At 67.6% G+C, this 24,743-nt stretch carries 15 protein-coding genes, 3 rRNA genes and 1 pseudogene; 6 read left to right on the top strand and 13 right to left on the bottom strand.

The genetic code is table 11. The annotated features are described in order from the left end of the window. Nucleotides 1–32: 32 nt before the first annotated feature. From CLT74_RS28030 to CLT74_RS28020, 3 genes are all read right to left on the bottom strand, one after another. Complete coding sequence (locus tag CLT74_RS28030) at nt 33–731, bottom strand: lysophospholipid acyltransferase family protein (RefSeq protein WP_099850401.1); 699 nt, start codon at nt 729–731, stop codon at nt 33–35. Between the two features lie 150 nt (nt 732–881). Beyond that, nucleotides 882–4,028 (bottom strand): isoleucine--tRNA ligase, encoded by a 3,147-nt coding sequence (ileS, locus tag CLT74_RS28025; RefSeq protein WP_099853172.1) that lies wholly within the window; start codon nt 4,026–4,028, stop codon nt 882–884. A 391-nt stretch (nt 4,029–4,419) separates the two neighbouring features. After that, nucleotides 4,420–5,970 carry an alkaline phosphatase D family protein gene (locus CLT74_RS28020; protein ID WP_099850399.1) on the bottom strand — a complete coding sequence of 517 codons (1,551 nt, stop codon included), beginning with the start codon at nt 5,968–5,970 and terminating at the stop codon, nt 4,420–4,422. Between the two features lie 178 nt (nt 5,971–6,148). Here CLT74_RS28020 and CLT74_RS28015 point away from each other — a divergent pair, with 178 nt between their 5' ends. Together CLT74_RS28015 and sigJ are read left to right on the top strand one after the other, a co-directional pair. Next, nucleotides 6,149–6,589, top strand: a complete 441-nt coding sequence (locus tag CLT74_RS28015) for a carboxymuconolactone decarboxylase family protein (RefSeq protein WP_099850397.1) — start codon at nt 6,149–6,151, stop codon at nt 6,587–6,589. Further along, nucleotides 6,538–7,464 (top strand): RNA polymerase sigma factor SigJ, encoded by a 927-nt coding sequence (sigJ, locus tag CLT74_RS28010; protein WP_486582619.1) that lies wholly within the window; start codon nt 6,538–6,540, stop codon nt 7,462–7,464. Before CLT74_RS28015 ends, sigJ begins: the two co-directional genes overlap by 52 nt. Nucleotides 7,465–7,480: 16 nt before the next feature. Here sigJ and ndk read toward each other — a convergent pair whose 3' ends face one another. Beyond that, nucleotides 7,481–7,906, bottom strand: a complete 426-nt coding sequence (gene ndk / locus CLT74_RS28005) for a nucleoside-diphosphate kinase (RefSeq protein WP_099850393.1) — start codon at nt 7,904–7,906, stop codon at nt 7,481–7,483. A 141-nt stretch (nt 7,907–8,047) separates the two neighbouring features. On the opposite strand from ndk, the gene CLT74_RS28000 reads away from it, so the two are divergent. After that, nucleotides 8,048–9,520 carry a VOC family protein gene (locus CLT74_RS28000; RefSeq protein ID WP_099850391.1) on the top strand — a complete coding sequence of 491 codons (1,473 nt, stop codon included), beginning with the start codon at nt 8,048–8,050 and terminating at the stop codon, nt 9,518–9,520. Nucleotides 9,521–9,567: 47 nt separating this feature from the next. Here the strand turns inward: CLT74_RS28000 and CLT74_RS27995 are convergent, their stop codons facing one another. The 3 genes and pseudogenes from CLT74_RS27995 to CLT74_RS27985 all read right to left on the bottom strand — a co-directional run bounded on the left by CLT74_RS27995 (nt 9,568) and on the right by CLT74_RS27985 (nt 14,004). Further along, the gene (locus CLT74_RS27995; RefSeq protein WP_099850389.1) at nt 9,568–9,933 is read right to left on the bottom strand and encodes a DUF4233 domain-containing protein; all 366 of its coding nucleotides are present in this window, start codon (nt 9,931–9,933) and stop codon (nt 9,568–9,570) included. Beyond that, entirely contained in the window at nt 9,930–11,201 is a 1,272-nt protein-coding gene (locus CLT74_RS27990) for a bifunctional folylpolyglutamate synthase/dihydrofolate synthase (RefSeq protein ID WP_486582772.1), read from the bottom strand. Before CLT74_RS27990 ends, CLT74_RS27995 begins: the two co-directional genes overlap by 4 nt. 185 nt (nt 11,202–11,386) lie before the next feature. After that, a pseudogene (locus tag CLT74_RS27985) lies at nt 11,387–14,004 on the bottom strand (valine--tRNA ligase). Between the two features lie 69 nt (nt 14,005–14,073). Between CLT74_RS27985 and CLT74_RS27980 the strand changes: the two are divergent. Then, entirely contained in the window at nt 14,074–14,757 is a 684-nt protein-coding gene (locus CLT74_RS27980) for a hypothetical protein (protein WP_099850387.1), read from the top strand. 27 nt (nt 14,758–14,784) lie between these two features. On the opposite strand, the gene CLT74_RS27975 is transcribed toward CLT74_RS27980, so the two are convergent. The 4 genes from CLT74_RS27975 to CLT74_RS27960 form a co-directional block, all read right to left on the bottom strand. Beyond that, the gene (locus CLT74_RS27975; RefSeq protein WP_099850385.1) at nt 14,785–16,020 is read right to left on the bottom strand and encodes an MFS transporter; all 1,236 of its coding nucleotides are present in this window, start codon (nt 16,018–16,020) and stop codon (nt 14,785–14,787) included. 160 nt (nt 16,021–16,180) lie between these two features. Further along, a 5S ribosomal RNA gene (gene rrf / locus CLT74_RS27970) occupies nt 16,181–16,297 on the bottom strand. Nucleotides 16,298–16,398: 101 nt separating this feature from the next. Further along, a 23S ribosomal RNA gene (locus CLT74_RS27965) occupies nt 16,399–19,507 on the bottom strand. 373 nt (nt 19,508–19,880) lie between these two features. Next, nucleotides 19,881–21,395 (bottom strand): 16S ribosomal RNA (locus CLT74_RS27960). The 16S, 23S and 5S rRNA genes sit together here, the layout of an rRNA operon. A 440-nt stretch (nt 21,396–21,835) precedes the next feature. Between CLT74_RS27960 and CLT74_RS27955 the strand changes: the two genes are divergently transcribed. After that, nucleotides 21,836–22,021, top strand: a complete 186-nt coding sequence (locus CLT74_RS27955) for a hypothetical protein (RefSeq protein ID WP_099850383.1) — start codon at nt 21,836–21,838, stop codon at nt 22,019–22,021. A gap of 148 nt (nt 22,022–22,169) precedes the next feature. Beyond that, a complete protein-coding gene (locus CLT74_RS27950; RefSeq protein ID WP_099850381.1) occupies nt 22,170–22,397 on the top strand; it encodes a hypothetical protein in 228 nt (75 codons plus the stop codon). A 5-nt stretch (nt 22,398–22,402) separates the two neighbouring features. On the opposite strand, the gene CLT74_RS27945 is transcribed toward CLT74_RS27950, so the two are convergent. Together CLT74_RS27945 and clpX are read right to left on the bottom strand one after the other, a co-directional pair. Next, on the bottom strand, nt 22,403–23,200 hold the full coding sequence (locus tag CLT74_RS27945) for a carbon-nitrogen hydrolase family protein (protein WP_099850379.1): 798 nt from the start codon (nt 23,198–23,200) through the stop codon (nt 22,403–22,405). A 61-nt stretch (nt 23,201–23,261) separates the two neighbouring features. Continuing rightward, entirely contained in the window at nt 23,262–24,557 is a 1,296-nt protein-coding gene (gene clpX, locus CLT74_RS27940; RefSeq protein ID WP_099850377.1) for an ATP-dependent Clp protease ATP-binding subunit ClpX, read from the bottom strand. Nucleotides 24,558–24,743 lie beyond the last annotated feature (186 nt).

Here is a 24,743-nt window from a genome sequence, read left to right as displayed (position 1 = left end):
GTCCGGCCACCGTCGGCTCAGCCGGCGTCGGCTCAGCCGGCGTCGGCTTCTCCGGTGACCGGCGGATGGGCCCGCGGTGGGGCGTAGCGCGACACGTACTCCTGGCCGGTGAGCTTCTGGATCTCACCCATCATCTCGTCGGTCATCTGCCGCAGCGACAGCCGGTCGTCCGGCCGGCCGGTGAAATCGAGCGGCTTGCCGAACTTGACGGTGATCTTCCCGGTGAAGGGGCGCGGCACCCGGGCGCCGATCGGCTGCACCTTCTCGGTGCCGATCATGCCCACCGGAATGATCGGAACGCCGGCCGCGATGGCCAGCCGGACCGCCCCGGTGCGCCCCCGGTACAGCCGCCCGTCCGGCGAGCGGGTGCCCTCCGGATAGACGACCACCAGGTCACCGCCCTTGAGTGCCGGGATCGCGGCGTCGAAGGCGGCGAGCGCGGCGCGGCCACCGGCCCGCTCCACCGGGATCGCGCCGAGACCGGTGAGTAGGAACCTGGAGAAGCGCCCCTTGACGCCGGTGCCGGTGAAGTACTCGGACTTGGCCCAGAAAGCCAGGTGCCGTGGCACCACGGTGCCGAGGAACAGTTCGTCGGCCACCGACAGGTGGTTGCCGGCGAAGATCGCTCCGCCCCGGTCCGGGATGTGCTCCAGCCCCTCCACTGTCGGACGGAACGCCAGCCGCATCGCGGGCCCCACGGTGAGCTTGCCGATGGTGTAGAGCAGCGGCACTGGTCCTCCGGCGGATCGAGTGAGGTAAGAGGCGGTGTCACCGTAGCGGACCGCCCCACCACAGCATGCGTGAGGTCGGGCTGGTCCGCTCGCTGGGTACGGGTTGCCGGGAAGGGGCCCCTCCGCTCGGAAAGGGCCCCTCCGGACAACTCAGACGCGACGAACGACCACCGCGACGGGGACACCCTCGCCGACCTCACCGGCGAAGCCGTCGATCCCCTCGGCGAAGTCGACGCTGTCGGCCAGCACCTCCCGGGCCACGAAGTCGCGGTACCCGGCCACCGCCGCCCGGACCTCGTCGGAGCCCGACGCCGTCACCACTATCCGGTCGGACACGTCGAGGTCGGCGTCCCGGCGCGCCTGCTGCACCACCCGGACGAAGTCCCGGGCCAACCCCTCGGCGGCGAGCTCGGCGGTGACGTCGGTGTCCAGCACCACCACCCCCTCGCCACCGGGCAGCGGAGCCGAGTGCTCGGCATCCGCGGCGACCAGGCGCAGCTCGAACTCGCCCTCGGCGAGGGTGACTCCGGCGGCCACCGGGGCGCCGTCGACAAGCTCCCACTCCCCCGACTTGACCGCCTTGATCACCTGCTGCACCTGCTTGCCGACCCGGGGGCCGAGCGCCCGCGGCACCACTGTCAACACCTGCTGGCAGTACGCCGACACCTCGTCGGTGAAGACGACCTCCTTGACGTTGACCTCGTCGGCAACCAGGTCGGCGAAGGGCCGCAACTGCCCGGCCGCCGGGCTGGCCACGGTCAGCTTCGCCAGCGGCAGCCGGACCCGCAGCCCCTTGGCCTTCCGCAGCGACAGCGTCGCGGAGGCCACCGCACGCACCGCGTCCATCGCGGCCACCAGCTCGTGGTCGGCCGGGAACTCCTCGGCCTGCGGCCAGTCGGTCAGGTGCACCGACCGCTCACCGGTCAGCCCGCGCCAGATCTCCTCCGCGGTCAGCGGCGCCAGCGGTGCCACCACCCGGCAGAGCGTCTCCAGCACGGTCCACAGCGTGTCGAACGCGTCCGCGTCGCCCGTCCAGAAACGATCCCGGGAACGACGCACGTACCAGTTGGTCAGCGCGTCCAGGTAGGACCGGACGGTGGCGCAGGCACCCGAGATGTCGTACGCGTCCATCTGCGCGCCGACCGTCGACACCAGTTCGTTCGTCTTCGCCAGCACGTACCTGTCGAGCAGGTGCGTGCTGTCCACCCGCCGCCGGGCGGTGTGCCCGTCGGCGTTGGCGTAGAGCGAGAAGAAGTACCAGACGTTCCACAGCGGCAACAGCACCTGTCGGACGGCGTCGCGCACGCTCGACTCGGTGACCGGCATGTCCCCGCCCCGCAGCACCGGCGACGACATCAGCATCCACCGCATCGCGTCCGAGCCGTACGAGTCAAAGACGTGGTAGACGTCCGGATAGTTGCGCAGGCTCTTGGACATCTTGCGCCCGTCGGAGCCGAGCAGGATGCCGTGGCTGAGGCAGTTGCGGAACGCCGGCCTGTCGAACAGCGCGGTGGCCAGCACGTGCATGGTGTAGAACCAGCCCCGGGTCTGGCCGATGTACTCGACGATGAAGTCACCCGGATAGTGGTGCTCGAACCAGTCGGCGTTCTCGAACGGGTAGTGCACCTGGGCGAACGGCATCGAGCCGGACTCGAACCAGCAGTCCAGCACCTCGGGCACCCGACGCATCATCGACCTGCCGGTCGGGTCGTCCGGGTTGGGCCGGACCAGCTCGTCCACCGCCGGCCGGTGCAGGTCGGTCAGGCGTACGCCGAAGTCGCGTTCGATCTCCGCCAGCGACCCGTACACGTCGACCCGCGGGTGGTTGGGATCGTCGGACTTCCACACCGGGATCGGCGAACCCCAGAACCGGTTCCGGCTGATCGACCAGTCCCGGGCGTTGGCCAGCCACTTGCCGAACGAGCCGTCCTTGATGTGGCCGGGCGTCCAGTTGATCTGCTGGTTCAGCTCGACCATCCGGTCCTTGAACGTCGTCACCGCGACGAACCACGACGACACCGCCTTGTAGACAAGCGGGGTGTCGCAGCGCCAGCAGTGCGGGTACGAGTGGGTGTAGGTGTCCTGCTTGAGCACCACCCCCCGCTCCTTGAGCTGACGGATCACCGGCTTGTTGACGTCGAAGACCTGCTCGCCCTCGAAGGGCGGCACCAGCGCGGTGAACCGGGTGTGGTCGTCGACCGTGACGATCGTCGGGATGCCGGCCGCGTTGCAGACGTTCTGGTCGTCCTCACCGAAGGCGGGCGCCAGGTGCACGATCCCGGTGCCGTCCTCGGTGGTCACGAAGTCCGCACCGAGCACCTGGTAGGCGTTCGGCCCGGCCTGCTCGACCAGGAAGTCGAAGAGCGGCGTGTACCGCCGCCCCACCAGGTCCGCGCCGCGCACCGTGCCGACCTGCTGGTACCCCTCCAGTTCCTTGGCGTACGCGCCCAGCCGCGCCGCACCCACCAGGTGGCGGACGCCGTCGCGCTCCAGCACCGCGTACTCGATGTCCGGGCCGACGGCGAGCGCCAGGTTCGACGGCAGGGTCCACGGCGTGGTGGTCCAGACACCCAGCCGCACCGGCCCCCGGACCAGTTCCGACGCGGACTCGTCCGGCGTCAGGTCGAACCACACGGTCAACGTCGGGTCGTGCCGGTCGCGGTAGACGTCGTCCATCCGCGTCTCGGTGTTCGACAACGGCGTCTCGCACCGCCAGCAGTACGCCAGCACCCGGAAGCCCTCGTAGACCAGTCCCTTGTCGTGCAGGGTCTTGAAGGCCCACATGACGCTTTCCATGTAGTCCAGGTCGAGGGTCTTGTAGTCGTTGGCGAAGTCGACCCAGCGCGCCTGCCGGGTCACGTAGCGTTCCCAGTCCTGGGTGAACTCCAGCACCGAGGCGCGGCACGCCTCGTTGAACCGGGCCACCCCCAGGTCGAGGATCTCCGCCTTGCTGGTGATGCCGAGCTGCTTCTCGGCGACCACCTCGGCAGGCAGGCCGTGGCAGTCCCAGCCGAAGCGCCGCTCCACCCGCCGACCACGCATGGTCTGGTAACGCGGCACCACGTCCTTGACGTACCCGGTGAACAGGTGCCCGTAGTGGGGCAGGCCGTTGGCGAATGGCGGCCCGTCGTAGAAGACGTACTCGTTCTTCCCCTGGTCGCCGGCCGGACGGGCGTCCACGGACGCCTCGAAGGTCTTGTCGGCCGTCCAGTGCTCCAGCACCCCGCGCTCGACCGCGGGCAGGTCCGGGCTCGCCGGTACGCCGCCGGCGGTCGGGTCGTGCAACGGATAGGCCATCGCCTGTCGCTCCTCGCTGACGCTCACTGTCGTGGGTCTGCGAGGACGAAGCCCTTTACCGGTACGCCGTGACCGGCGTCCCGGGGCCCGCGGTACCACCCCGCTTGACGGTCAGCATCAACCGCCCGCTCGTTGTCCGGCTGTGACGGGCCGCCCCGTCCGGTTCTACTGAGCCGGTCACCCGGCCGTTCTTCCGGAAGCTCCCCGGTGATAGCCGGATCATCGCCCACCCATGATACCCACCCCACCTCCCACCCCTCCCCCAATAACCCCGACCCTCCCGCCCTCCGCGATCTTGTAGTTCCGGTCCCCTCTTCACGGCTTTTACACCGTTATGCACGGACGGAAAGTGCAAGATCGCGGTCGGCGGTGGAGGGGTGGAGGGGTGTGGTCAGGGGGCGGGGAGGGTGGTGGTCCAGAGGGAGTGGCCCTGGCGGTTGCGGAGGTGGACGGTGAGGGCGCGGGTCGCGGCGTCGATGTGCACCTCGCCGAAGTGCTGGAATCCCTCCGCCGGGGAGGTGTTGGCCCGCGGTGGGGCGTTGACGAAGACCGCCATCGGGCCGAAGGTGCCGTCCAGGGCGTTGGGGCCGAAGGCACCGGCGTGCGCCGGGCCGGAGACGAACTCCCAGAACGGGGTGAAGTCGTCGACCGCCGCCCGCGCCGGGTCGTAGTGGTGCGCGGCGGTGTAGTGCACGTCGGCGGTGAGGAAGACGATGCCGGTCACCCCCGCTCGATGGGCCGCACCGAGCACCTGGGCGAACTCCAGCTCCCGTCCGGCCGGCGCACCCGGGTCGCCCTGCGCCACGCCCTCCTGGGCGTCCGGACCGTCGGGCACCACCAGCCCCAGCGGCAGATCGATGGCGATCGCCTTCCAGGTCGCCCGCGACCGGGTCAGTTCCCGGATCAGCCAGGCCCGCTGTTCGGCGCCGAGCAGACCACGCCCGGGGTCGGCGTACGTGTTGCCGTCGTTCGGGTCCTTGTAGGTCCGCATGTCCAGGACGAAGAGGTCCAGCAGCGGCCCGTACGACAGGCGGCGGTACCGTGGTCCGCGCGGCGGGGTGGGCAGCCACTCGTCGAAGGCCCGCCGGGCCCGCGCGGCGAGCACGTCGACCCGACGCTCGGTGTAGCGGCTGTCGGTCAGCACCTCCCCCGGGTACCAGTTGTTCGTCACCTCATGGTCGTCCCACTGGTTGACCTGGGGAACCTCCGCGACGAACGCCCGCAGGTGCTCGTCGAGGAGGTTGTACGCGAACTGCCCACGGAACTCGGCCAGCGACTCGGCCACCTTGAGCTTCTCCGGCACGACCAGGTTGCGCCACACCCGCCCGTCGGGCAGTGGGACCGCCTCGGCGAGCGGGTTGTCGGCGTACACGGTGTCGCCGCTGCACAGGAAGAAGTCGGGCCGCCGCTCCCGCATCGCCCGGAAGATCTCCATACCGCCGAAGTCGGGTGCGATGCCCCAGCCCTGCCCGACGATGTCCCCGGTCCAGACGAAACGCACGTCGCGGCGGCCACGTGAGGTCGGAGCGGTGGTCAGCGAGCCGGTCAACGGGGCACTGGCCAGGCCCGGCCGGTCCAGGCTCTCCACCCGTACGCGGTAGTGCAGCCGTTCGGCGCCGGGCAGCCCGAGCAGCCGCACCTTCCCGGTGAAGTCGGTGCCCGGGGTCAGCACCGGCCCGCGTACCTGACGGGCACTCCGGAAGTCGGGCCGGTGGGAAACCTCCACGAGCATCCGCCCCGGCCGGTCCGCGCGGGTCCAGAGCACCGCCGAGTCCGCCGTGGCGGCTCCGCTCTGCACGCCGTGGGTCAGCACCGGCCGCCCGGCAGGTCGCCAGGCCGGCCCGGCGAGCGCGCCGGGTCCGCCCAGCAGCGCGCCACCGGCGACACCGGCGCCGGCGACCAGACCGGCCCGCAGCAGGGTACGTCGGTCGACTTCGGTCATCGTTCCTCCTGGATTTGCTGGCTGACCGCTTCGGTCTACCGGGCTGACGTGGCCATCGACATCTGTCCAGGTGGCCGCCGCCGGAACGGTGCATGACCGGCGTCACAGGGCCGGGTTGTCACACGACGGGACGGGCGGTCCGTCGTGGGGGTGTACACCGATCTATCGGGAGGTTGTCATGCAGCGGATCAACGTGGCCGAGGTGGCACCGGAGGCGTTCGGCGCCGTGCTGGGGCTGGAGAAGTACGTCCGGGCCAACGTCGACCACACCGTGCTGGAACTGGTGAAACTGCGCGCATCGATGTTGAACGGCTGCACGTACTGCGTCGACATGCACAGCCGGGAAGCCCTCGGCGCCGGCGAGTCGAGCCGGCGGCTGTTCGCGGTGGCCGCCTGGCGCGAGGCTCCCTTCTTCGACGAGCGGGAACGCACCGCGCTCGCGTTGACCGACGCGGTCACCAAGCTGGGTGAGCACGGCGTGCCCGACGACGTCTGGGACGCCGCGTCGAAGGTCTGGTCGGAGAAGGCCCTCGCCGACCTGGTTCTGGCGATTGCCACAATCAACGTGTGGAACCGGATCGCGGTGACCTTCCGCAACGAGTTGCCGACGGACGTGTGAGCCCGGTCGACGCGGCGGAGGCGGCCGGTGCGCTCGACGCGCACCGGCCGATGCTGCTCGGGTTGGCCTACCGTCTGCTGGGTAGCCGCCACGACGCCGAGGACGTCCTCCAGGAGGCATACCTGCGCTGGTTGCGGGTCGACCGCGCCGAGGTGAGCGAACCGCGTCGCTACCTGTCCCGGGTGGTGACCCACCTGTCGATGGACCGACTGCGGGCCCGGCAGGCCACCCGCGAGACGTACGTCGGGTCGTGGCTACCGGAGCCGGTGCCGACCGCGCCGTCGCCGTTCGGGCCGTTGGAGCGGGCCGAACTGCGCGACTCCCTCTCCACCGCGCTGCTGCACCTGCTGGAACGGCTCACCCCGCCGGAGCGCGCCGTCTACGTGCTGCACACCGCCTTCGAACTGCCCTACGCCGAGATCGCCGAGTTGCTGGACCGCTCCGCCGAGGACTGCCGCCAGTTGCACCACCGGGCGAGCGTACGGATCGGGCGCGACAAGCGCCGATTCACCGCCGACCGCGCCGAGCAGGAGCGGCTGCTGGAGGCGTTCGTCGCCGCCGCCACCGAGGGCGACATGGCCACGCTCACCGACCTGGTCGCCGCGGACGCGACCGCGTGGAGCGACGGCGGCGGCCGGGTGCGCGCCGCCCGCAACCCGATCACCGGGGCCGACCGGGTCGTCCGGTTCCTGCTCGGCGTCCGGGAGAAGGGCTGGCTGCTCACCGTGCGGCGCACGGAACTCAACGGCCAGCCGGCCGCCGTGATCACTACAGCGGCCGGTGACACGTACGCGGTGACGCTCGGCACAGCCGCCGGTCGGATCACCGACATCTTCCTGGTGGTCAACCCGGACAAGCTGCCCTGGGTGAGCTGAGCCGAGCGGGCCGGGCTCAGCCCAGCTCGGGGAACCAGAGCGCCAGCTCGCGCTTGGCGCTGTCGGCCGAGTCGGAGGCGTGCACCAGGTTCTCCCGGTTGGACAGGGAGAGGTCGCCCCGGATGGTGCCGGCGGCGGCCTTACGCCCGTCGGTGGCACCGATCAGACCACGCACCACCTCGATGACCGCGTCGCCGGAGAGCACGAGCGCGACAAGCGGACCAGCGGTCATGAACGCCTTCAGCGGCGGGTAGAACGGCTTGTCGACGTGCTCGGCGTAGTGCTCGTCGGCCAGCGCGTCGTCCATCGTCCGGGACACCATCGCGTCGATCCGCAGCCCCTTGCGCTCGAACCGGGAGATGATCTCGCCCACCAGCCCTCGGCGGACCGCGTCGGGCTTGATCAGGACGAGCGTGCGCTCGTCCGGGCTGCTGCTGGACACGCTGGGTTCCTCCTCAGAGCGGAAGCCGGTCGGGCTGGGTACGGTCAGCCTAGCGACCCGGTCCCGGCGCCGGCGCGGTGGCCGGCCTTCCCCCGGCCCCCGATCCGGCCTAGCCTGGCCCTGACCCCCGGGAGGTCCACTGTGGCGAATGGTGGCGGCAACCGACCCATCGCACCGGTACGCAAGTTGATCGCTGCGGTGCTGGGCACCGTGGCCACCTTCGTGGTCCTCTTCGGCCTGGGCATGACCAGCTGGGCCATCGTCGCGCTCGGTGCCGCCCTGCTCGCCCTGGCGATCGCACTGGCCACCGTGCGGGGCGGCGGTCGCACCTGGGTGGTCGGCGCCGGCCACGTGCACAGCGCCTCAGAGCCGCCGACCCAGTACGCCTTCGGCCGCTGCGAACTGCAACTGGTGATCGACGCTCCCGGGCTGCCACCCCGCTCAAAGAAGATCATCGAGCCGCGGGTTCCGGTGTCGAAGTGGCCGTCACTGGGGCAGACCCTGCCGATCCGGGTGGCTCTGGACGACCCTCGACACGTACGGGTGCTCTGGGACGAGGTGCTCACGCACACCGAGGCCGGTAGTGCCGCCGACCTGCCCCCCGAGTTCGCCACGGTGCCACCGGACGAGGTGCTGATCGGGCAGGAGGCACCACCGTGGGCCGGCCGGGCACCGGAGGACGACTTCCACGACCCCCTGGGCGACCTCTCCGACGGTCCACTCGGCGGCCCGTCGGACGGCCGGCCGCACGACGTCGTGGCCGAGCCCGTGGAGCACCACGAGACGGTGCGGGTGCGCCAGCGCCCCGGTGAGCCGGTAGTGCTTGAGGGCACCGTGGTGGAACGCTCCGACGAGCAACGGCTTCCCCGCCGAGCCACGCCCGCCCCACGGACACCCGCCGAGGAGCAGTTCGTCGAGCAGCAGCCGGCCGAGGAATGGCTCGCCACGGCGGCGACCCCCGCCGGAGACGCACCCGCCGACCTGCCTGCCGATCCGGCAGCCACCGGGCGACAGGCGCGGCCGCCTACCGCTCCGACCACGGGTCTGACCGACCCGATGGATCCCCTCGATCCGCTCGACCTGCCGCTCGACGACCCGGAACCGGGCCCGCCGACCACCGCCGACCGCGCGACGACGAGCGGCGAACCGGCTACCACCGCCCGGGCGGAGACGGTCGACGCGGGGGAACTGGACGAGGCGATCTTCGGGTTCGACCCGGACGCCGCCGACCCGGCGGCCCCGATCAGCGGGGTGGGCATCACCCTGCTGGTGACCGAGTTGTCCCGTTCCCTGGAGTTCTACCGGGACCGGCTCGGATTCACCGAGGTCGACCGGGGTGCCGCCAACGCCGTGCTCTCCTCGGGGACGACCCGCCTAGTGCTCCGCGAGATGACCGGAGCCCAGCCGATCAGCCGCCGACTGGTCCACGTGAACCTCGACGTGGACGACATCCAGTCGGCGTACGAACGGCTGCGCGACTCCGGAGTCCGCTTCACCTACCCACCCCGGGTGGTCAACCGCGGCAGCAAGCTGGAAGTGTGGGCGGCGGCGTTCCGCGACCCCGACGGGCACGGCATCGCGCTGACCCAGTGGCGGGAACTCGCCGAGGCGTGACGAGGCCCCTGGGCAGCCGGTAGCCCGACGCACCTCCGCGGCCGCTGTCAGCCGAGGATGACGCGGCGCACGTGCAGCGCGTACGCCCACACCAGCGCGAACATCACGCCCAGCACGAACAGCGACCAGTGCAGCAGGCCGGACAACAGCAGCAACCCCTGCAACACCGTGCCGGCGTGCCAGGCCCACGACCGGCGCATCATGCCGGCGAGCACGGTGGCGACCACGGCCAGCGCCACGACCACCGCGATGACCGCACCGCCGAGATCACCGTCCACCGCCCGGATCGGCTGGATCGCCAGCAGCAGCACCAGCGCCTCCAAGGCGAGGGCAGCCGCACCGAGGCCACGTACCGCCCGCTGCGGATCGCGCAGCCCGGACCGGCGCGGCTGACCGTCGCCGTCCCCGGTCATCGCTTCAGCAGCCGACGCGCGTCGGCCACGGTCACCACGGACCCGGTGACGAGCACCCCGACACCGGCCAGTTCGCCCGGCACGTCCTCCTCGGCGAGCGCCACCGCCGCCTCGATGGCGTCCGGCATGTCCTCGGCCACCTCGACCCGGTCCGGACCGAACACCTCCGCGGCCAGCGCGGCCAGTTCCTTGGCCGGCAGGGCGCGCGGTGAGCTGTTGCGGGTCACCACCAGCCGGTCGACCACCGGCTCCAGCAGTTCCAGCATGCTGGCGGCGTCCTTGTCGGCGAGCGTTCCCAGTACCGCGACCAACTTGCTGAACGCGAACTCCTCCTGCAGAGCGGTGACGGTGGCCGCCATGCCCTGCGGATTGTGTGCCCCGTCGAGCAGGATCGTCGGCGCGGTGCGTACCCGCTCCAGCCGTCCCGGGGAGCTGGCGGTGGCGAAGCCTTCCCGTACCGCCTCCACGTCGAGCTGCCGGCGGGCGCCCGCGCCGAGGAACGCCTCGACGGCGGCCAGCGCCACCGCCGCGTTCTGTGCCTGGTGGGCACCGTGCAGCGGGACGAAGACCTCCTCGTACACCCCACCCAGCCCCTGCAGGGTGAGCACCTGACCGCCGACCGCGACGGCCCGGCGCAGGACGCCGAACTCCGAGCCCTCCCGGGCGACTGTCGCGCCCACCTCCGCGCAGCGTTGCAGGACAGGTCGGGCGGCCTCCTCCTCCTGCGCGGCGGCGATCACCGTCGCACCCGGGTGGATGATGCCGGATTTGGCGACCGCGATGTCCTGGAGCGTGTCACCGAGCCACTCGGTGTGGTCGAGCCCGATCGGGGTCAGCACGCAGACCCCCGCCTGGATGACGTTCGTGGCGTCCTCGGCGCCACCGAGACCCACCTCGACCACTGCCACGTCGACCGGGGCGTCGGCGAAGGTGGCGAAGGCCAGGGCCGTGGTCATGTCGAAGTAGGTGAGCGGCTCGGCCGAACGGTCGTCGACCAGCTCGGCCAGCGGCTTCACCTCCTGGTAGACGGCGGTGAACCGGGCCTCGTCCACCGGCTCGCCGTCCAGGCTGATCCGCTCCCGCACCGTCTCCAGATGCGGGCTGGTGTACCGCCCGGTGTGCAGCCCGAAGGCCCGCAGCAGCGAGTCGATCATCCGAGCCGTGGAGGTCTTGCCGTTGGTCCCGGTCAGATGGATCGACGGGTACGCCCGCTGTGGGCTACCCAGCAGATCCAGCAGGGACGAGATGCGGTCCAGTTCGAAGACCATCCGGGTGAAGCCGCGCGCGGCCAGCTCGGCCTCCACCTCCGCGAAGGCGGCACGCTCGGCCCGGCTGGTCCGCTCACGGCGGTCCGCGCCCACCCGGTCACCGGTACGGGGACGGCCGGTCAGTTCGCTGGGTCCGGTACCCGTCCGTTCGGCACGGACGTCATCGGTGCGGTCGACAGGATCGGTCACGAGGGAAGCGCCTCCAGGGCGGCATCGATGCGGGCCAGGTCGGCCTCGGCGACCGCCAGCCGTTCGCGGATCTTGGAAACGACGTGTTCGGGGGCCTTGCCGACGAACGCCGGGTTGCCCAGCTTCGCCCGGGCCTGCCCCGCCTCCTTCTCCGCGGCCGCGCGGTCCTTGGTCAGCCGGGCGCGCTCGGCGGCGACGTCGATCGAGCCCCGGGTGTCCAACGCGACACTGACCTCGCCCGGCATGGCCAGAGTCGCACTGGCCTGGAAGTCGTCGCCGGCCGGGTCCAGCCGTGCCAGTGACCGGATCAACGGTTCGTGCGCCGACACCCCGGCAGCGGACAACCCGTCGAGCCGGGCCGCGACCCGCTGGGTCGGACGCAGGCCCTGGTCCGAGCGGAACCGGCGGACCTCGGTCACCACCCGTTGGAGGGTGGCCACCTCCGTCTCGGCCGCGTCGTCAACGAGCGCCCGGTCAGCCATCGGCCAGGCCGCCGTCAGGACCGTCTCCCCACCGGTCAACGCCGTCCACAGCTCTTCGGTGACGAACGGGATCACCGGGTGCAGCAGTCGCAGCAGCTGGTCCAGCACGTGACCGAGGACCCGACGGCTGACCTCGGCCGGTTCACCGCCGGCGGCCAGCACCGGCTTGCTCAGCTCCACGTACCAGTCGCAGACGTCGTCCCAGGCGAAGTGGTACAGCAGGTCACAGACCTTGGCGAACTCGTACGCCTCGAACTGCTCGTCGACCTCGGCGGTGACATGGGCCAGCCGGGACAGGATCCACCTGTCGACAGTCGACAACCGACCGGCGTCCGGCATCGGACCGTCCGTGTGCGCGCCGTTGAGCAGCGCGAACCGGGTGGCGTTCCAGAGCTTGTTGCAGAAGTTGCGGGAGCCCTGGCACCACTCCTCGCTGACCGGCACGTCGCCACCGGGGTTGGCGCCCCGGGCCAGGGTGAAGCGGGTGGCGTCGGCCCCGTACCTGTCGATCCAGTCCAGCGGGTCGACCACGTTGCCGAACGACTTGGACATCTTCTTGCCGTGCTCGTCGCGGACCATTCCGTGCAGGGCGATCACGTCGAACGGTTGCCGGCCGTCCATCGCGTACAGGCCGAACATCATCATCCGGGCGACCCAGAAGAACAGGATGTCGTACCCGGTGACCAGCACACTCGTCGGATAGAACTTCGCCAGGTCCGGGGTCTGCTCCGGCCAGCCGAGCGTGGAGAACGGCCAGAGGCCGCTGGAGAACCAGGTGTCCAGCACGTCCTCGTCCTGGTGCCAGCCCGCACCGGTCGGCGGTTGCTCGTCCGGGCCGACGCAGACCACCTCGCCGTCCGGGCCGTACCAGACCGGGATCCGGTGCCCCCACCAGAGCTGCCGGGAGATGCACCAGTCGTGCATGTTGTCGACCCAGGCGAAATAGCGCTTGGCCAGTTCCGCCGGCTCGATGCGAACCCGACCGTCACGCACCGCGTCGCCGGCCGCCTTGGCCAGCGGTGAGGTGTTGACGAACCACTGCAGCGACAGCCGGGGCTCCACGGTGGTGCGGCACCGGGAGCAGTGGCCGACGGCGTGCACGTAAGGCCGCTTCTCCGCGACGATGCGTCCCTCGGCCCGCAGCGCGGCCACGATCGCCGGTCGGGCCTCGAACCGGTCCAGCCCCTCGAACGGTCCGTGCGCGGTGATGACCCCCGCTCGTCCATGATCGTCAGGCTGGGCAGGTCGTGCCGCTGCCCGATCTCGAAGTCGTTCGGGTCGTGCGCCGGGGTCACCTTCACCATGCCGGTGCCGAAGGCGGGGTCGACGTGCGGGTCACCCACGATCGGGATCCGTCGCCCGGTGAGCGGCAGTTCCACCTCGGTGCCGATCAGGTGGCGGTACCGCTCGTCGTCCGGGTGCACGGCGACCGCCGTGTCACCGAGCATCGTCTCCGCCCGGGTGGTGGCCACCACCACGTCGTCGCTGTACCGGATCGAGACGAGCTCGCCGTCGTCGTCGGTGTGCTCCACCTCGATGTCGGACAGCGCGGTGAGACAGCGCGGACACCAGTTGATGATCCGGTTCGCCCGGTAGATCAGGCCGTCGTCGTACAGCTTCTTGAACATGGTCTGCACGGCGCGGGACAGGCCCTCGTCCATGGTGAAGCGCTCCCGGTCCCAGTCGACCGAGTCGCCGAGCCGGCGCATCTGGCCGAGGATCGCTCCGCCGGACTCCGCCTTCCACTGCCACACCCGCTCGACGAACTTCTCCCGGCCCAGGTCGTGACGGGAGAGCCCCTGCGCGGCGAGCTGCCGCTCGACCACGTTCTGGGTGGCGATGCCGGCGTGGTCCATGCCCGGCAGCCAGAGTGCCTCGAAGCCCTGCATCCGCTTGCGCCGTATCAGCGCGTCCTGCACCGTGTGGTCGAGCGCGTGGCCCATGTGCAGCGAGCCGGTGACGTTCGGCGGCGGGATGACGATGGTGAAGGGCTGCCGCTCGCTGTCCGCGGCGGCCCGGAATCGACCGTCGGCTACCCACTGCTCGTACCGTCGCTGCTCTACCTCGCCCGGCTGATACTGGCAGGCGAGGGTCGGGGCGTCGGGGCGTCGGGCATCCAGTCTCTCGGTCACCCTGAAAGTCTACGGAGCGCTTCGACGGACCCGACGTGCGCCACCTGTCGTTCGCGTACGGTGTCGGCTATGTCCGACGCACATCTCAGTGCCCGCCAGCTCGACGAGGGCGCTCCCCCGGTCGAGCTGACAGATGAGCCGATCGAGCTGGGCGATCGCGAGCCGACCGACGGCACCGAACAGCGGGACGTGCGGTCCCGGCGGCGACGCCTGGCAGTGGTGCTGCTCGCGGTCGTCGCGCTGGTGGGGGTCGGCGCACTCGGCACCTGGGGCTGGCGGATCGTGCAGCAGAAGGACGCTCGGATCACCACGCCCGACCAGATCGCCGGACTTCGTCTGGACAGCAGCGACCGGGCGGCCAGCACCGCCGACTACCTACGTAGCGGGCTCGCTGCCGACATTCAGCTCGACACCAGCTTCGGTGCCGTCTACCAGGACCCGGCCGACGCCCGACGATCGGTACTGATCTTCGGTGGGACGACCCTGCTGTGGCAGCCTGAGCGGGATCTGGAAAGCCTGTTCGAGCTGATGGCCGACGAGACCGCGGCCGTGACCGGCCTCCGCGGTGTGTCACCCGGTCAGCTGGGCGGCGTGATGAAATGCGGCAGCACCAGCGGCGAGGGTGGCGATTTCGCGGTCTGCGGCTGGGCCGACCACGGCAGCGTGGTGCTGGCCATGTTCCCCGCCCGATCGGTCGACGAATCCGCCGACCTGCTGCGGCAGATCCGGGAGAGCGTACAGACCCGCGACTGACCGCCCCGGCCGCCGGGCCCGGGTCCGTCAATTGGGGCCCGTGTGCCGCACCGGCGTGATCAACCCCACGAGGGCCACCAGCACACATCCTCCGCCGGCGAGAACACACACCAGCGGCACACCGTACGCCTCCGCACCCCAGGTGACGGCGGCGGCACCGACCGGGCCGAGGGCGTAGTGGGTGGCCCAGAACACCGAGGTGACCCGACCGAGCAGTCGGTTCGGGGTGACTTCCTGGCGCAGCGAGAGCGAGCAGATGGCCGCGACCGCCACCGCGCCGAGGTAGCCCGCCGCCAGGGCCGCCACCACCGACACGGTACGCGCCGAGCCCAGCACCGCCACAGCCACACCAGCCAGCGCCACGCTCCCCGACCAGGTCGCCCCGAAGCCGAGCCGACGCCGCAGCGGAGCCACCGCGAGCGAACCGAGGAGCGTACCGGCAGCCGCCACACCCAGCACCAGGCCGACCGTGCGGTCGGTGCCGCCAAGGTTGTGCCGGACGTGGTAGATCAACACGTCGTCGAGCCCGTGGGTGAGGAAGATGAACGCCGACAGCAGCAGGGTGAGGGCGCGCAGCACCGGATGCCGCCACAGGAAACGCGCCCCCTCCAGCAGCTCGTCACGCAGGCCCGCGAGCGTGATCGCGGTCCGCGGCGGCCCGTGCTGCCGCAAGCGTACGAAGCTGAGTCCGACGGCCGCCACGGCAAAGCTCGCCGCGTTCACCGCGATCGCTGTCGAGTGGCCGAAGCCGGCGACGACCAGCCCGGCCAGCAGTGGTCCGCCGATGCCGGCTACCGCGTAGCTCGCCGAGAGTTTCCCGTTCGCCTCGGTGATCCGCTCGACGTCGACGAGCCCAGGAACCGCCGCCACGTACGCCACCCGGAACACCATGCCGACCGCCGCGCTCGCCGGGAGCACCAGGTAGAGCAGCCACAGTTGGGGCCCCCACAGCCAGGCCACCGGAATGGCCGTGAAGAGTGCGGCTCGGACGAGGTCGACGCCGATCAGCAGTCGTCTGCGGTCCGTCCGGTCGACAAGCACGCCAGCGAAGATCGCGGTGACCACCGAGGCCACCCCGGCGATCGCGGTGAGCAGGCCCATCAGAGCCACCGAGCCGGTCAGCTGAAGCACCAGCAGCGGTACCGCCAGGGCGGCGAACCCGTCACCGACCACGGAGAGGAACTGCGCACCCCAGAACACGGTGAAGTTGCGGTTCCGCCACAGCGGGTCGACGGCCGACCGTTCCGCCGTACGTGCCGTCATTCGCGCGATGCTATTGGTTGGCCGCTCCCGGCGGCTTCCCATTTAACGGGCCAGGCCTACTCTCGCCAACGTGTGCCACCACGGGCCGCAACGGCGCGCGACAAGGCCCTGAAATGCGTTTAGGGCCACCCCTTTGCGGGGTGGCCCTAAACGGAAGAATGTCCGGCGGTGTCCTACTCTCCCACACCCTCCCGGGTGCAGTACCATCGGCGCTGGAGGGCTTAGCTTCCGGGTTCGGAATGAGACCGGGCGTTTCCCCTCCGCCATGACCGCCGTAACCTTATCAACATGTCAAACAACACCAACACCAAACCATCACGTGCCGGGTGTGTTGTTTGTTTGTTGTGAGTTACACAGTGGACGCGAGCGACAATCTTTGTAGTCAAGTCCTCGGCCTATTAGTACCGGTCAACTGAACCCGTTACCGGGCTTACATTTCCGGCCTATCAACCCAGTCGTCTAGCTGGGGGCCTTACCCACCCGAAAGTGGTGGGATACCTCATCTTGAAGCAGGCTTCCCGCTTAGATGCTTTCAGCGGTTATCCCTTCCGAACGTAGCTAACCAGCCGTGCCCCTGGCGGGACAACTGGCACACCAGAGGTTCGTCCGTCCCGGTCCTCTCGTACTAGGGACAGCCCTTCTCAAGTATCCTACGCGCACGGCGGATAGGGACCGAACTGTCTCACGACGTTCTAAACCCAGCTCGCGTACCGCTTTAATGGGCGAACAGCCCAACCCTTGGGACCTGCTACAGCCCCAGGATGCGACGAGCCGACATCGAGGTGCCAAACCATCCCGTCGATATGGACTCTTGGGGAAGATCAGCCTGTTATCCCCGGGGTACCTTTTATCCGTTGAGCGACACCGCTTCCACACGCAAGTGCCGGATCACTAGTCCCGACTTTCGTCCCTGCTCGACCCGTCAGTCTCACAGTCAAGCTCCCTTGTGTACTTGCACTCAACACCTGATTGCCAACCAGGCTGAGGGAACCTTTGGGCGCCTCCGTTACCCTTTAGGAGGCAACCGCCCCAGTTAAACTACCCACCAGACACTGTCCCTGAACCGGATAACGGTCCGAAGTTAGATACCCGAATCAACCAGAGTGGTATTTCAAGATTGCCTCCACCCATACTGGCGTATGGACTTCACCGGCTCCCACCTATCCTACACAAGCCGAATCAAATACCAATGTCAAGCTATAGTAAAGGTCCCGGGGTCTTTCCGTCCTGCCGCGCGTAACGAGCATCTTTACTCGTACTGCAATTTCGCCGGGCCTGTGGTTGAGACAGTGGGGAAGTCGTTACGCCATTCGTGCAGGTCGGAACTTACCCGACAAGGAATTTCGCTACCTTAGGATGGTTATAGTTACCACCGCCGTTTACTGGCGCTTAAGTTCTCCGCTTCGCCCCGAAGAGCTAACAGGTCCCCTTAACGTTCCAGCACCGGGCAGGCGTCAGTCCATATACATCGAATTACTTCTTCGCATGGACCTGTGTTTTTAGTAAACAGTCGCTTCCCCCTGCTCTCTGCGGCCATACAACGCTCCACCCGCGCGGGGCTTCACGTCTCCGGCCCCCCTTCTCCCTAAGTTACGGGGGCAATTTGCCGAGTTCCTTAACCACAGTTCGCCCGATCGCCTCGGTATTCTCTACCTGACCACCTGTGTCGGTTTGGGGTACGGGCCGCTCAGAACTCGCTAGAGGCTTTTCTCGGCAGCATAGGATCACTGACTTCACCTGAATCGGCTCGGCATCACGTCTCAGCCCTGTGCACCACGGATTTGCCTATGGCGCGGCCTACACGCTTACCCCGGCACAACCACCGGCCGGGCTCAGCTACCTTCCTGCGTCACCCCATCGCTTGACTACTACCCGCCAGGTTCCCACGCTCCCCAACCTCAACCCGAAGGCCTCAGCTGGTTTGGATGGTTAGCACAACGAGGTTCATCAGGGACGCTCTTTCGCGGGTACGGGAATATCAACCCGTTGTCCATCGACTACGCCTCTCGGCCTCGCCTTAGGTCCCGACTCACCCAGGGCGGATTAACCTGGCCCTGGAACCCTTGGTCATCCGGCGGAAGGGTTTCTCACCCTTCTTTCGCTACTCATGCCTGCATTCTCACTCGTGCCGCGTCCACAACTAGGTCACCCTGCTGCTTCACCCCCGGCACGACGCTCCCCTACCCACCCACACACCTGCACACCACCCCGAAGAGCGATGCGAAGTCATTGTGTGAGTGCCACAGCTTCGGCGGTGTGCTTGAGCCCCGCTACATTGTCGGCGCGGAACCACTTGACCAGTGAGCTATTACGCACTCTTTAAAGGGTGGCTGCTTCTAAGCCAACCTCCTGGTTGTCTATGCGACCCCACATCCTTTTCCACTTAGCACACGCTTAGGGGCCTTAGCTGGTGATCTGGGCTGTTTCCCTCTCGACTACGAAGCTTATCCCCCGCAGTCTCACTGCCGCGCTCTCACTTACCGGCATTCGGAGTTTGGCTGATTTCGGTAAGCTTGTAGGCCCCCTAGACCATCCAGTGCTCTACCTCCGGCAAGAAACACGCGACGCTGCACCTAAATGCATTTCGGGGAGAACCAGCTATCACGGAGTTTGATTGGCCTTTCACCCCTAACCACAGGTCATCCCCCAACTTTTCAACGTTGGTGGGTTCGGCCCTCCACACGGTCTTACCCGCGCTTCAGCCTGCCCATGGCTAGATCACTCCGCTTCGGGTCTAGAACATGCGACTCAAACGCCCTCTTCAGACTCGCTTTCGCTACGGCTCCCCCACACGGGTTAACCTCGCCACATGCCACTAACTCGCAGGCTCATTCTTCAAAAGGCACGCCGTCACCCCTAAAGGCTCCGACGGATTGTAGGCGAACGGTTTCAGGTACTATTTCACTCCCCTCCCGGGGTACTTTTCACCATTCCCTCACGGTACTCGTCCGCTATCGGTCACCAGGAAGTATTTAGGCTTACCAGGTGGTCCTGGCAGATTCACGGCAGATTTCAGGAGTCCGCCGCTACTCGGGAACACCCACAGAAGACCAGCTGCTTTAACCTACCGGACTATCACCGTCTACGGTCAGCCTTTCCAGACCATTCAGCTAACAACTGGTTTTATAACTCCTCACACGAGTGTCAGCTCGTGTAGCAGGGTCCCACAACCCCGACCACGCAACCCCTGACAGGTATCACACGCAACCGGTTTAGCCTCAATCCGCTTTCGCTCGCCACTACTCACGGAATCACTATTGTTTTCTCTTCCTACGGGTACTGAGATGTTTCACTTCCCCGCGTTCCCTCCACACACCCTATGAGTTCAGGTGCAGGTGACATCACATGACTGATGCCGGGTTACCCCATTCGGACACCCTGGGATCACAGCTCGGTTGACAGCTCCCCCAGGCCTATCGCGGCCTCCCACGTCCTTCATCGGCTCCTGGTGCCAAGGCATCCACCGTTCGCCCTTGACAACTTGACCACAAAGATGCTCGCGTCCACTGTGCAATTCTCAACAAACAACCAACCCACAACCCACCACCCCACACCAGACCCGACAACATCGGCGGTATGCGAGGCCAGGCCATGCCTGGCAGCCGGCGAACCCGAAAGTCCACACTCAGCCTCTGAAACAACAACCAACGGTTGTTCCTTCAGGACCCAACAGGGTGCTATCCATCAACCACCAGCCGCACCAAAACCACTCGTTCCACACCAACCCCAAGGTCAGCAGTACTAGACAGTTCCGGCCGTTGCCGGCGCCAACTCGCCAGTGTCTCCGCCAATGAGCACCCCGATCCGACATCCGCAGACCGCGGGCTCCATACCAGCCTTCGCTGGATGGTGCTCCTTAGAAAGGAGGTGATCCAGCCGCACCTTCCGGTACGGCTACCTTGTTACGACTTCGTCCCAATCGCCAGCCCCACCTTCGACGGCTCCCTCCACAAGGGTTGGGCCACCGGCTTCGGGTGTTGCCGACTTTCGTGACGTGACGGGCGGTGTGTACAAGGCCCGGGAACGTATTCACCGCAGCGTTGCTGATCTGCGATTACTAGCGACTCCGACTTCACGGGGTCGAGTTGCAGACCCCGATCCGAACTGAGACCGGCTTTTTGGGATTCGCTCCACCTCACGGTATCGCAGCCCATTGTACCGGCCATTGTAGCATGCGTGAAGCCCTGGACATAAGGGGCATGATGACTTGACGTCATCCCCACCTTCCTCCGAGTTGACCCCGGCAGTCTCCCATGAGTCCCCAACCGAATTGCTGGCAACATGGGACGAGGGTTGCGCTCGTTGCGGGACTTAACCCAACATCTCACGACACGAGCTGACGACAGCCATGCACCACCTGTCACCGGCCCCGAAGGACCCCACATCTCTGTGAGATTTCCGGCGATGTCAAACCCAGGTAAGGTTCTTCGCGTTGCATCGAATTAATCCGCATGCTCCGCCGCTTGTGCGGGCCCCCGTCAATTCCTTTGAGTTTTAGCCTTGCGGCCGTACTCCCCAGGCGGGGCGCTTAATGCGTTAGCTGCGGCACAGAGAACCGGAGAGGCCCCCCACACCTAGCGCCCAACGTTTACAGCGTGGACTACCAGGGTATCTAATCCTGTTCGCTCCCCACGCTTTCGCTCCTCAGCGTCAGTATCGGCCCAGAGACCCGCCTTCGCCACCGGTGTTCCTCCTGATATCTGCGCATTTCACCGCTACACCAGGAATTCCAGTCTCCCCTACCGAACTCTAGCCTGCCCGTATCGACTGCAGGCCCGCAGTTGAGCCACGGGTTTTCACAGTCGACGCGACAAGCCGCCTACGAGCTCTTTACGCCCAATAAATCCGGACAACGCTCGCGCCCTACGTCTTACCGCGGCTGCTGGCACGTAGTTGGCCGGCGCTTCTTCTGCAGGTACCGTCACTTGCGCTTCGTCCCTGCTGAAAGAGGTTTACAACCCGAAGGCCGTCATCCCTCACGCGGCGTCGCTGCATCAGGCTTCCGCCCATTGTGCAATATTCCCCACTGCTGCCTCCCGTAGGAGTCTGGGCCGTGTCTCAGTCCCAGTGTGGCCGGTCGCCCTCTCAGGCCGGCTACCCGTCGTCGCCTTGGTAGGCCATCACCCCACCAACAAGCTGATAGGCCGCGAGCCCATCCCAAGCCGAAAAACTTTCCACCCACAAACATGCGTCCGCAAGTGAATATTCGGTATTAGCCCCCGTTTCCGAGGGTTATCCCAAAGCCTAGGGCAGGTTGCTCACGTGTTACTCACCCGTTCGCCGCTCGAGTACCCCGAAGGGCCTTTCCGCTCGACTTGCATGTGTTAAGCACGCCGCCAGCGTTCGTCCTGAGCCAGGATCAAACTCTCCAACAAAAACCTGTCGAAAAATCCATCCCAGCAACAAACAAAATTGTTGCCAAAGGAATCCAAACCAACCAGAAAAACTGGCCAGCCCGGGAATCAAACAATTTGGCACTGGCTTATCAAGCACCCTGTTGAGTTCTCAAAGAACAACCACACACCAAACTTGGCCTCGTTAGAGAACCGCGTTCGGGGCAACCGCTCCAAACTATCCGAACCGCGCTTCGAGGTCAACCTGAAGTTTCAGGCTTCTCGTAACTAGCTCGGGGCCCACGCCATCGCTCGCCTTTCGGCGTCAACGACTGTCGTGGAGAACCGCAGACCGGCCGATCACCACTCAAGGCAACCCGCCCGGCTCCTGCCGGCTCCAGAACCTTACCCGGTCGGCTTCGCGATCGCAACTCCATCGTGCAGAGCCGCTCCGCACCACCCGGTCTCAGCCTCACGTCGATATGATCGTCGCGCTGCTGGTGCCCGTTCTCGGCCGGTTTGCCCCGGCCTCCCGCGTGCAGAGAGAAAGTTACGCGGACGCCCCGGATAAGGCAAATCATCGTTCGTCGATGGAACCTCCCGCGTTCGGCGGGCACTGGCAGGGCCAGTTGCTGAGTGCGGTCAGCCCTGTCAAGTGGCTCGGCTGACCGAACCCTGCTCGGCTACCGCGCCCGACGCCTCGCCCACCCCAGCCGGTACACCTCGCCTTTCTTAACCGAGCGCAGTGCCGCATTCTCCTCGGAGTGTCCCCGCGCCAGCGACCATGAGGGGTTCCGGCATGCCAGAGTGTCTGGCATGGATGACGTGTCCCGGCCCGCAAGCCCGGTCCTCGCCGAGGACGCGCTGCTCGGCCTCCTGTTACCGATCTGGCAACTGCTCATCGGGGCCTTCGTGCTCTTCGCGGTCCTGGTCTCGATCGGCCGCCTGGCCCGGCGCGGCCCGTCCCGGATGAGCACCGCCCTGCTGATCACCGCCGCCGCCATCGCCGGTTTCGCCCTTGTCGGCGTTCTGCTTCAGGGATAACGGCGTCAGAGCCGGCGGTTGGCCAGGCTCGGTAACTCGGCACGGATCCGTTCCAGGCGGCTCAGGTCGATGTCGGTCACCGCGAACCCCGGGCCGTCGGGCACCTGGGCGAGCACCGTCCCCCACGGATCGATCACCATGCTCCGTCCGTAACAGGCGCGGCCGGGCTCGTGGTCACCGGTCTGCCCGGCCGCCGCGACGAAGCATTGGTTCTCGATCGCGCGGGCCCGCAGCAGCACCTCCCAGTGATCCCGTCCGGTGTGCATCATGAAGGCTGCCGGCACCACCAGCAGTTGGGCGGCACCGGCGGTCGCCAGTTGCCGGTAGAGCTCGGGGAAGCGCAGGTCGTAGCAGATCGACAGACCCACCCGCAGCCCTTCGACCTCCACCACCACCGGCTGATCACCAGGAGCCACCGACGCGGACTCCCGGTAGGAGACGCGACCGGGAATCTCCACGTCGTACAAATGGATCTTGCGGTAGGAGGCGGCGAGGGTGCCGGCGCGGTCGAAGACCAGCGTGGTGTTCCAGGTGCGGTCCGGGTCGGGACCAGCCTCGTGGAAGGAGCCGGCGATCAACCAGACGCCGCGCCGCCGGGCGGCGTCGGCGAAGAACCGACCCACCTCGCCGTCCGCCGACTCCGGCGCCGGCATTTTGGAACCAGTGCCGAGATAGTCGACGTACTCCGGCAGCAGCACCAGGTCCGCACCGGCTGCGGCGGCGCGGTCGATCAGGGCCTCCGCGGCGGCGAGATTCGCTGCTCGGTCGTCGCGGGAGTTCAGCTGGCAGACGGCGACGCGCATGGCTGCCAGCGTACGACTGGACGGCGGTCGGCCGCAGCGGGCGGTCGCGGCACCGGTCGGATCAGGCGGACTTTTCCTCACGCTCGCGCCGGGCACGGCGACCCGTGAACTCCCGCGGAACGATCGTCGGGTTCACGTTTTCCAGCACCGCCTCGCGGCTGATCAGCACCCGGGCGGCGTCAGGGTTGCTGGGCACCTCGTACATCACGGAGAGCAGCACCTCCTCCATGATGGCGCGCAGCCCACGGGCACCGGTGCCGCGCAGCATCGCCTGGTCGGCGATGGCTTCGAGGGCGAGCCGCTCGAACTCCAGCTCGACACCGTCCAGCTCGAACAGGCGCTGGTACTGCCGGACCAGCGCGTTGCGCGGCTCGGTGAGGATGCGTACCAGTGCGCTGCGGTCCAGGCTCCGGACACTCGTGATCACCGGCAGCCGGCCGATGAACTCGGGGATCAGCCCGAACTTGAGCATGTCCTCCGGCATCACCTGGCTGAAGATGTCGTCGGTGGAACGGTCGGAGACCGCGCGGAGCCGGGCGCCGAAGCCGGTGCCGCCGTGCCCCGTACGCGCCTCGATGATCTGATCCAGGCCGGCGAAGGCTCCACCGCAGATGAACAGGACGTTCGTCGTGTCGATCTGGATGAACTCCTGGTGGGGGTGCTTGCGACCGCCCTGCGGGGGCACGTTCGCGACAGTGCCCTCAAGCATCTTCAGCAACGCCTGCTGGACGCCCTCACCGGAGACGTCACGGGTGATCGAGGGGTTCTCCGACTTGCGGGCGATCTTGTCGATCTCGTCGATGTAGATGATGCCGGTCTCGGCCCGCTTGATGTCGTAGTCGGCAGCCTGGATCAGCTTCAGGAGGATGTTCTCCACGTCCTCGCCGACGTAGCCAGCCTCGGTCAGGGCGGTGGCGTCGGCGACGGCGAAGGGGACGTTGAGCATCCGGGCGAGGGTCTGCGCCAGGTGGGTCTTGCCACACCCGGTCGGACCGAGCAGCAGGATGTTCGACTTGGCCAACTCCACGCCGTCGTTACCGGCGCCCGGCGCATTGGCCGCCTCAGCCTGGATCCGCTTGTAGTGGTTGTAGACCGCGACGGCGAGCGCCTTCTTGGCCTGCTCCTGACCCACGACGTAGTTGTCGAGGAACTGGCAGATCTCCATCGGCTTGGGAAGCTCTTCCCACTTCACCTCGCCGGACTCGGCCAACTCCTCCTCGATGATCTCGTTGCAGAGATCGATGCACTCGTCGCAGATGTAGACCCCGGGGCCCGCGATGAGCTTCTTGACCTGCTTCTGCGACTTCCCGCAGAAGGAGCATTTCAGTAGGTCGCCGCCGTCACCGATCCGTGCCACCTACGTTCTCCCTGCACTCATCGGCCGGAGCCCCGGCCACGACCTGCGGACGCTGACGCTCCGCCCGTCTTTCTCTCGCCCGCCGGTCGCCCGGCGAGGTGGTACGGACCCGACGTTACCCGCTACCGGAGGTTTCTCCGACCCCCAAAACGGGTGTGTCAGAGGTCGGCCGGCAACCAACCCGAC

It is taken from the genome of Verrucosispora sp. CNZ293 (genome assembly GCF_002754655.1).
The sequence above is the reverse complement of the archived record's forward strand: the minus strand, read 5'-3'. Positions and strand labels throughout refer to the sequence as shown.